Source organism: Burkholderia sp. BCC1972 (assembly GCF_905339605.1).
In the GTDB taxonomy this organism is placed as follows: domain Bacteria; phylum Pseudomonadota; class Gammaproteobacteria; order Burkholderiales; family Burkholderiaceae; genus Burkholderia.
Map to the genome: position 1 here is coordinate 1 of NZ_CAJPGH010000105.1, position 314 is coordinate 314.

General features: G+C 67.5%; 1 protein-coding gene. It reads right to left on the reverse strand.

What is annotated here, in order from left to right; translation table 11 throughout:
• The coding region (locus U5798_RS37005; RefSeq protein WP_322084896.1) for an ABC transporter ATP-binding protein at positions 1-314 on the reverse strand (314 nt) is incomplete at both ends.

Sequence of the window (314 nt, forward strand, 5' to 3'; positions counted from 1 at the left end):
GCGACGCGCTGCTGCTGGCCGCCGGAGAGCTGATGCGGCTTGCGCTGCGCGTACTTGCTCATCTGCACGAGCGCGAGCGCATCGGCCACGCGCTCCTTGATCTCGTTTTTCGGCGTGCCTTCCTGCTTCAGGCCGAACGCGACGTTCGATTCGACCGTCATGTGCGGGAACAGCGCGTACGACTGGAACATCATGTTCACGGGGCGGCGGTACGGCGGCAGCGACGCGAGGTCCTCGCCGTCGACGAAGATCCTGCCGGAGGTCGCCGTCTCCAGCCCGGCGAGCATGCGCAGCAGCGTCGACTTGCCGCAGCC